The sequence below is a fragment of the Thermoplasmata archaeon genome (assembly GCA_038729465.1).
GTDB lineage: Archaea > Thermoplasmatota > Thermoplasmata > Thermoplasmatales > ARK-15 > JAVRLB01.
Genome location: JAVYRZ010000036.1, coordinates 1 through 8,667 on the forward strand (window position 1 = coordinate 1; position 8,667 = coordinate 8,667).

Annotated in this window: 7 protein-coding genes; 5 read left to right on the forward strand and 2 right to left on the reverse strand. The window is 35.1% G+C overall.

Annotated elements, in window-relative coordinates; translation table 11 throughout:
- A partial coding sequence (locus QXQ25_06795; protein MEM0161406.1) for a peroxiredoxin occupies nt 1–286 on the reverse strand: 286 nt, incomplete at its 3' end.
- Nucleotides 287–343: 57 nt separating this feature from the next.
- On the reverse strand, nt 344–847 hold the full coding sequence (locus QXQ25_06800) for a rubrerythrin family protein (protein ID MEM0161407.1): 504 nt from the start codon (nt 845–847) through the stop codon (nt 344–346).
- 156 nt (nt 848–1,003) lie between these two features.
- Between QXQ25_06800 and QXQ25_06805 the strand changes: the two genes are divergently transcribed.
- The 5 genes from QXQ25_06805 to QXQ25_06825 form a co-directional block, all read left to right on the forward strand.
- Nucleotides 1,004–2,137 carry an aminotransferase class I/II-fold pyridoxal phosphate-dependent enzyme gene (locus QXQ25_06805; GenBank protein MEM0161408.1) on the forward strand — a complete coding sequence of 378 codons (1,134 nt, stop codon included), beginning with the start codon at nt 1,004–1,006 and terminating at the stop codon, nt 2,135–2,137.
- Between the two features lie 95 nt (nt 2,138–2,232).
- Nucleotides 2,233–4,089 (forward strand): aldehyde ferredoxin oxidoreductase family protein, encoded by a 1,857-nt coding sequence (locus tag QXQ25_06810; GenBank protein ID MEM0161409.1) that lies wholly within the window; start codon nt 2,233–2,235, stop codon nt 4,087–4,089.
- Between the two features lie 35 nt (nt 4,090–4,124).
- Nucleotides 4,125–4,853 carry a nucleotidyltransferase family protein gene (locus tag QXQ25_06815; GenBank protein MEM0161410.1) on the forward strand — a complete coding sequence of 243 codons (729 nt, stop codon included), beginning with the start codon at nt 4,125–4,127 and terminating at the stop codon, nt 4,851–4,853.
- Between the two features lie 128 nt (nt 4,854–4,981).
- The gene (locus tag QXQ25_06820) at nt 4,982–7,285 is read left to right on the forward strand and encodes an adenosylcobalamin-dependent ribonucleoside-diphosphate reductase (protein ID MEM0161411.1); all 2,304 of its coding nucleotides are present in this window, start codon (nt 4,982–4,984) and stop codon (nt 7,283–7,285) included.
- Between the two features lie 107 nt (nt 7,286–7,392).
- Nucleotides 7,393–8,667, forward strand: a 1,275-nt coding sequence (locus tag QXQ25_06825; GenBank protein MEM0161412.1) for a DUF2070 family protein, incomplete at its 3' end; no start/stop codon positions are given.

Below are 8,667 nucleotides of genomic sequence, written 5' to 3' on the forward strand. Positions count from 1 at the left end.
CTCCAAACTTATCTATTAGTGTTTTGTCTTTGTCGCTTATTAAACTAAAATTTAAATTGTACTTCTCTTTAAATTTGTTCTGTATCTCTTCACTCTTCACACTTACTCCTACTATTTCAACCCCTTCCGCTTCAAATTTGTCTTTTAAATCTCTAAACTCTTTAGCCTCTCTTGTACAACCAGGAGTGAAATCAGCAGGATAAAAATATAACACAACCCACTTTCCCACTGCTTTGGCAGGTAAGTATGAGTTAATGAATTTTACATTGTCCATCTCTTTTAACATATATATTCCTCTATATTATTAGCATAAATAAATATTTTAATAAGTATCAAAATATTTTTAGAATTTCTTGAATGCTGATGCTGGTGCTCCACAAACTGGACATTTTTCAGGCAACTTGCCCACAACTGTGAAACCACAAACACTACATATGTAAATGTCTCCGAGCTCTATATCCTTTTTCTCATCCACCGCTTTCTTTGCGTCTTTGTACATCTGTAAATGAACTTTTTCTGTTTCCAAAGCATAATGAGTGCTCATCTCAGCTCCTTTTTCATTCTGAAACTTTGCTGTTTGATTAAATACAGGATACATTTCCTCTACTTCATAAGCTTCTCCGTCAATTGCTACCTGAAGATTCTGCGAAGAATCTCTGATCATTCCCAGGTTCTTATAATGATTTGTTGCATGTATCTGCTCTGCATAGGCAATTGCCCTAAACTGCCTTGCCACATTTTTAAATCCTGCTTTTTCAGCGACATCTGCAAAAATCAAGTATCTCATGTGCGCTTGGCTCTCTCCAGCATATGCTTCTTTTAAATTCAGTTCAGTCATTTTATGCATTAAAATTCACCTCTTGTTAATGAGTATCGATAAAAAAAGAAGATAATAAATATTTCTATATCTATTTTTTGATCTTGAATATTGTTTTATAAATCAGTCAATTTATTCGAAAATTATTTTACTAAACATTTATAACCTAAATTGTAATGTGAGATTATGGCATATGGATTAGTTTCCAGTATTCCAACTTCCGGTATAAGAAAATTTTTTAATTTGGCATCTAAAGAATCTATAAATCTAGGGATAGGAGAACCTGATTTTCAACCTCCTAAATATGTTCAGATGGCTGCAAAAAAAGCGATCACGATGGGATTCAATAAATATGGACCTTCATCTGGATTGCCTGAACTGAGAGAGGCTATTGCACAAAAATATAGAAAATATGCAGACCTAAAAGCAGAAAATGTTATAATCACTATGGGTGGCACTGAAGCTTTCTACTTGGCTTTATATTCACTGCTGGAGTCAAATGATGAAGTTTTGGTTCCCGATCCGGGGTTTGTAATATACGCACCTCATGTTACATTAGCAGGCGGTATACCTGTTTCTTATCCTTTGCAAAGTTCTAAAAAATTCGTTTTAGATCTTGCAGATCTAGAACCTCTTATTACCTCTAGAACCAAGGCGATAATCGTCAACAGTCCTAGCAATCCTTTAGGTACAGTATTGTCAGAAAGAGAGATCAAAAACATTATCGAGTTTGCTATGATTCATGATTTATATATAATATCTGACGAAGTTTATATGAAAATAGTTTTTGATAGAGATGAGACTACTTTCCTTGGAAAATATGATAAGCTGATATTTATAAACTCATTTTCCAAAGAATATGCGATGACCGGGTGGAGAATTGGCTATTTGATTGCTTCAAGAAAACTTATTGAACCAATCTCGAAATTACAGTATTATTTGATCGCTTGCCCTGCAACTCCTTTACAGTACGGGGCGCTGGCAGCAATCCAAAACTCGGACCAATTTACAAGAAATATGGTAAGATCGTTTAAAAAAAGAAGGGATCTTGCTTTGCATCTGTTTTCTGGAATACCACAATTTTCACAGCATGTTCCAGATGGTACGTTCTATCTGTTTCCTGCCTATTCGCTCAGTTTAGACGATGATAAATTTGCGATCTCGCTGCTTAAAAACGGGGTCGTCGTTGCCCCTGGCACTGCATTTGGAAGCAATGGTGCAAAACATATCAGAATATCTTATGCTACCTCTCCTGAAAACATCAAAAAAGGTATTGAGCTGATAAAAGAAACTGTTGAGTTTTTGTTATTGAATGTCTGATTTTTTTTACTGTTAAAATTGTAGATTTGAAAATGTACTTTTATACATATCGAATAGTTAATATTATTGATAGTATTACTGGTTAAAAGATTTATATGTTCGGCTTTACAGGTAAGATTTTGAAAATAGATTTGACTGCTGGCCAGATTTCAGAAGAAGAACTGGATCAAAAAATTGCTAGAAGATACCTTGGAGGTTTAGCACTTGCTTCTTATTATCTTTACAGAGACTCTAAAAAAGGTACGGATGCATTTGATGAACAAAACCCAATCATCATATCTCCGGGACTGTTTGTGCCTATAGGAGTACCAACTGCTTCAAAAACTGTTTTTTTGACAAAATCTCCGGCTACAGGAGGATTGGGAAGAGCTGTAGCTGGTGCTACGTTAGGAGTACAGCTCAAAAAAGCAGGCTATGACTTGATGATAATAAAAGGGAAGAGTAAAGAGCCTGTTGTTATCAGTATAGATGATAATAACGTGAAAATAGAGAACACAGATCTGTGGGGTTTAGATACCCGAGAGACCCAGAATAAGCTAAAAGAGAAATATGGAAAAGTAGCAACTGCAGCAATCGGTCCTTCCGGAGAAAACCTGTCAAAAATTGCAGGTATCGATTGTGAAGAGCGTCAGGCTGCAAGAACGGGTATTGGTGCTGTATTTGGCTCTAAAAAATTAAAAGGATTAGCTGTAAAAGGTTCTGGATCAATAAAAATATTTGATCCCCCGCAATTTAAAGAACTCGTTCAAAAATGGGCAAAGATACTAAGAGAGCACCCTGCTGCAAAAGATGATATGAATTATGGCACTGGCGAATTTTATAGCTGGATGAATACCCAGCGTGGCACATTTCCGTCCAGAAACTGGCAACAAGGATATTTTCAGAGTGCTTTTGACACCTTGAAAGAGGGTGAGAAATCGCATATTGATCCCTATTACTGGGCACCTATTTATGCAAAGAAGTTTCATCCTTGCCCCAACTGTAACAAACCTTGCGGGCACATGTTCGAGATAAAAGATGGAAAATATAAAGGTGTATCAGTGGATGGAATTGAGTATGAAACACTTTATTCTTTAGGTGGAAATCTTGACATTGACGATCCTGAGGCTGTAGCATATTTAAATCTATTATGTGACCTGTATGGATTTGATACCATCTCTGCAGGATTAACGATCTCATGGGCAATGGAGGCTGGAGAAAGAGGAATATTGAAAGATGCACCAAAGTTTGGAGATGTTGAAGGCACTGCAAAGCTGTTGAAAGAGATGGCTTTCAGAGAGGGATATTTAGGTAACTTGTTGGCAGATGGCGTGAAAAGTGCCGTAGAAAAGCTTGGAAAAGGTGAAGAGTTCGCAATGCATGTAAAAGGTCTTGAGCCTCCAGCATATGATGTGAGAGGCATAAAAGGCATGGCTCTTGCCGAGGCGGTCTCTGTTAGAGGAGCTTGTCATTTGACTGCTGGGGTCTATGGACTGGAACTGACCGGGAAGTGGTGGAAGTTTGAGGGCGTAGACAGGTTATCTGCCAATAACAAGGGATTTGAAGTCAAGACTATGGAAGATTTGATGACAGTATATGATACTGTAGGCATGTGCAAATTTTCAAGACATATGTTTTTCCTTGAAGGTTTTCCTGACATTATATATGCGGTCACTGGATTTGACATGAGTCCGTCAGAGCTTATGCTTGTTGGTGAGAGATCTTACAATATACAGAAAAGCTTTAATGTCAGAGAAGGATTGTCGAGAAAAGATGACAAGTTACCATATCGTGTGACGCATGATCCTATTCCGAAAGGTGTGTCTAAAGGAGCGTACGTAAAAGAAGAAGAGCTGCAAAAGATGCTTGATGACTATTATCAGGTACGTGGTTGGTCCAAGGATGGCATACCTACAAAAGTGAAGTTGCAGATCATTGACCTGTCGGATCTCATTACTGATATTGGAGTATAAAAAACTATAAATATTTTCATCTTATTTTCTTTTTAATGATATTAATAATATTGGCAGGGGGATTTGCAAAAAGGCTGATGCCGATCTCAGAGTTTATTCCAAAGCCATTGCTTCCGGTTTCTGGCAAACCTATAATAGATCATATTTTGGATCATGTTAAAAACTTAAATTTTGAAAAGATAATAATATCTACAAATTACAAGTTTTCAGATCAATTTAGATATTATATTAATACTCATCCATCTTACAAAAATATGGAGCTAATAATTGAGCCTACAAGATCTGAATCTGAGAAGTTTGGAGCTGTTAAGGGAATAGAGTATGTATTAGATAAGTTAAATATAAATTCTGATTTTATAGTGATTGCAGGAGACAATTTTTTTGATTTTGATCTAGACACATCTTTTGAAAAGTTCAGATCACTCAACAAGTCTGTAATAGGATTATATGATATAAAGGAACTTGAAGAAGCTAAAAGATTTGGGGTTGTAAAGATTGATTCTGACGGAAAAATTTTAAAGATCACTGAAAAACCTGCAGATCCAGACAGTACCTTAATAAGCATGGGCGTTTATTTGTTCAAAAAAGAGATCAAAAAGTTTTTAGAGGAATATGTAAAAAACAGTGAAAATAAAGATACTTTAGGAACTTTCATTTCATGGTTATTGAAAAAAACAGAGCTTTATGGGATCAAATATGTGGGGACATGGGTAGATATAGGCAGCATAGATGCATACCGCAACCTTTTCATTAGCAAAAAATGATGTTTACCATGTTTTTTAATATGTGTTATACATTAACATGGTCACTATTTTTTACCATATTCGGTACTAAAAAGTTTTAAATTATACTTATTTCTTATTCTTTTCTACCTTCAAAAAGAGTGATTTTTATGATAGAGAACGTTGTTAAGAGAGACGGAAGCGTCGCGACTTTCGATATTAAGAAGATAATTAATGCGATATACAAAGCACTAAAATCAGTTGGTTCTGAAGATTATATCACTTCAAAAAAATTAGCTGAAAAGGTAGTGAAAAAGCTTGAAATAGAGCACATTACCACTCCTAAAGTTGAAGAGATCCAAGACATTATAGAAGAAGTATTGATGGTTGAAGGTTATACTAAAGTTGCTAAAGCTTATATAATATACAGAGAAAAGAGAAAACTAATCAGGGAAATCAAGAAGTCATACGGTGTAAAAGATGATCTAAAACACTCTATTAATGCTATTAAGGTCCTTGAAAACAGATATTTATTGAAAAATGAAAAAGGAGAAATCATAGAAACACCAAGACAGATGTATGAGCGCGTTTCTAAATATATCGCTATGATCGATATTCTCTACAGTGATGAAATATTTGATAAAAATGCAGCACAGAAAATTTGGAATATTGATGATATAGACCATAATCTATCTTCAGTTGAATATACTATGCTGAAACATGCATATACCTCTCTTAATGAAGAAAAAATGATGAAAGTACCATTTTCAAAAGTTTTGGAAATACTGAACGAAAAAGAAGATAGTATATTAAACACTGCTGTAAAATTTTATAATTTAATGAGCCAAAAATACTTTATGCCAAACTCTCCAACCTTGATGAACGCCTCTACCAATATAGGACAGCTTTCTGCATGTTTTGTAATACCTGTTGAAGATACTATGGATGGCATTTTTGATGCTGTAAAAAATGCAGCATTGATTCACAAGTCTGGAGGTGGAACCGGATTCTCGTTTTCGAGGCTCAGGCCATCCGGGGACCTTGTAGGATCTACCAAAGGTGTTGCCTCTGGCCCATTATCTTTCATGCGCATATTTGATGTAGCTACAGACGTGATCAAGCAGGGTGGAAAAAGAAGGGGCGCAAATATGGGCATTTTGAGGGTGGATCATCCTGATATTCTGGAATTTATTACCTCTAAAGATTCAGATAATAAGATATTCAGCAATTTTAACATATCGGTGGCAGTCACTGATGAGTTTATGAAAGCATTATTTTCCAATTCACAGTACAATCTCTATAATCCCAGAGATAAAAGCGTTGTCAGAACTGAAAATGCGAAGAAAGTCTGGGATCTGATAATATCACAGGCATGGAAAACAGGAGATCCAGGCATAATATTTATCGATGAGATCAATAGAAAAAATCCAACACCTCATTTAGGAGAGATTGAGTCCACAAATCCCTGTGGTGAACAACCATTATTGCCATATGAATCTTGCAATCTAGGGTCTATTAACCTGTCTCTTGTCGTGACAGACGGGAAGATAGACTGGGATCTGTTGAGAGAGATTGTCAGGGAATCTGTTCATTTTCTGGACAATGTAATTGATGCTAATAAATTCCCATTAAAAAGCATTGAAGAGATGACCAAGCTCACCAGAAAAATAGGGCTTGGAGTGATGGGTTTTGCAGAGATGTTACTTAAGCTAAATGTGCCTTATGACTCTGACGATGCCTTGGATATTGCTGAAAAAGTAATGAAATTCATAAACGATGAAAGTCATCAAATGAGTGAAGAACTTGCTGAAAAAAGAGGCACCTTCCCAGCCTGGAAAGATTCAAAGTGGTATCCTAGAAAGATGCGTAATGCGACCACTACCACAATCGCACCCACGGGCACTATTTCCATAATAGCAGATACTACCTCCAGCATTGAGCCTTTATTTGCGCTCGCATTTATAAGAAACGTGATGGATGGTACACAACTACTTGAAATTAATTCGCTATTTGAAGAGTACTCTAAAAAACATGGGTTTTATTCTGAAGCACTGATGGCAGAGGTTGCAAAGACCGGATCGGTCCAGCATCTCGACATTCCAGAAGATGCAAAAAAGATATTTATTACTGCACATGACATTGATCCCAAATGGCATGTATTAATGCAGGCAGCATTTCAGAAGTATGTAGATAATGCTGTTTCAAAAACTATAAACCTGAGAAACGATGCTACGATGATCGATGTAGAAAAAGCGTATTTAGATGCTTACAGATTAAACTGCAAAGGTATAACAATATACAGGGATGGCAGCAAGAGCGTTCAGGTGATTTATAAAGGTTCTGATACTAAAAATAAAGCGACGAGGGATATTAAGTCAATAGATCTGATATTAGAAAAGAAAGAAAATGATGAGTATTTGAAAGTAAGTGCCACTTTTGATCCTGCATGCCAAACTGGAAAATGTGACCTTTAATATAAAACGCTCACTTGAAACAATTACATATTTTTTGGTTTTATCTATCTTTAATTTTTTTTAACATTCAGAAAAAAAAATATAGAGTATTAATATATACATCAATAATGGATCTGAAAGGTGAGAAATATTTCTTAAACTTGAAAAACAGGATGTTTAAAGCACCTAATTTTGCATGGACATCATTAGTGATCATCATAGTAATTTTGATTTTCGAGCTTTTTGCAAGATTATCATTATTGAGCATTGTTTTACTATTGATCTCACCATTCATATTAGTGATCTTGTTAGATTATTTTTTTATTAAATTATATAAAATATTTTTTCCTATAAATAGAATATCACTTTTGAACGAGATTACATTTTTTATCTGTTTTGTTATCTTCATAATATTATATATAATAACGAAAGACTTGGGCTTCAGCCTCTTGTTTTCATTTTCAATATCACCATTTATAAGATTCATTTTTTACAGCCCTTTTCTTGATATTAATAAGATAAAATACAATATTATATCATATAACTATGTTCTGGGACTTGCAATACTTTATTATATTCATGACAAAGATCTCCTATATCTTATACCACTTCTACTTTCTGGCATAGTTTTTATTATTACTGCAAGACTATTTTTAAGGTTTTTGATCTCTGATTTTGTAAAAGAGTATAATGAAAACCCGTTAAACTATGTAGGCACTTTTGTAAACTATGTGAGCACGCAGGCTGCTGAAGATATGAAATCATTAAGTAAATTCATGCAAAAAATGTACTCTATAAAAGAGATTCCTCTGAGCTTTATAGTCTTTAAAGCCAATAATAAAAACAAGGCTGTGTTTCTATTTCCTTATGTGCACCCTGGTCCTTTTGGAGAGGTTGGCTGCAGCAATTTTCAGTACAAGCTAAAAAATATGATGAAAGATGTTTCTGACAACATATTCATATTTCATACCAGTACCACGCATGATGATAACTGTGGAGGAGACGAGGATGTTGAACACATGAACAGGGTTATTAAAGAGCACGTTACAAAACTTTCGTTTGAAGAAAAAGGGAGCGGTATTAAAACATTTGAAACAGACATCAAATATCAAGCTCAGCTTTTTGGACATTCATTGATTCTGTCTCTCTCTCCAGAAAAATATGGATTTGATGACATTGATTTTGACCTGGGCATGAAAATTATAAGGAAGTTGAGAAGAGGAGCGGTTAGAGATATTGCCATCGTGGATTCGCATAATAGTTTTGATCCTCACTACACTCCTTTGAAAGATCTGGATAACAATAAAATTCTTGAGCTTAAAAAAGCTTTAAGCACTTTAAAAGCAGATAAAAACATAGAGATAGGCATATCCAAAAAATCTGAGGATTTAAAAAGCCTGGGA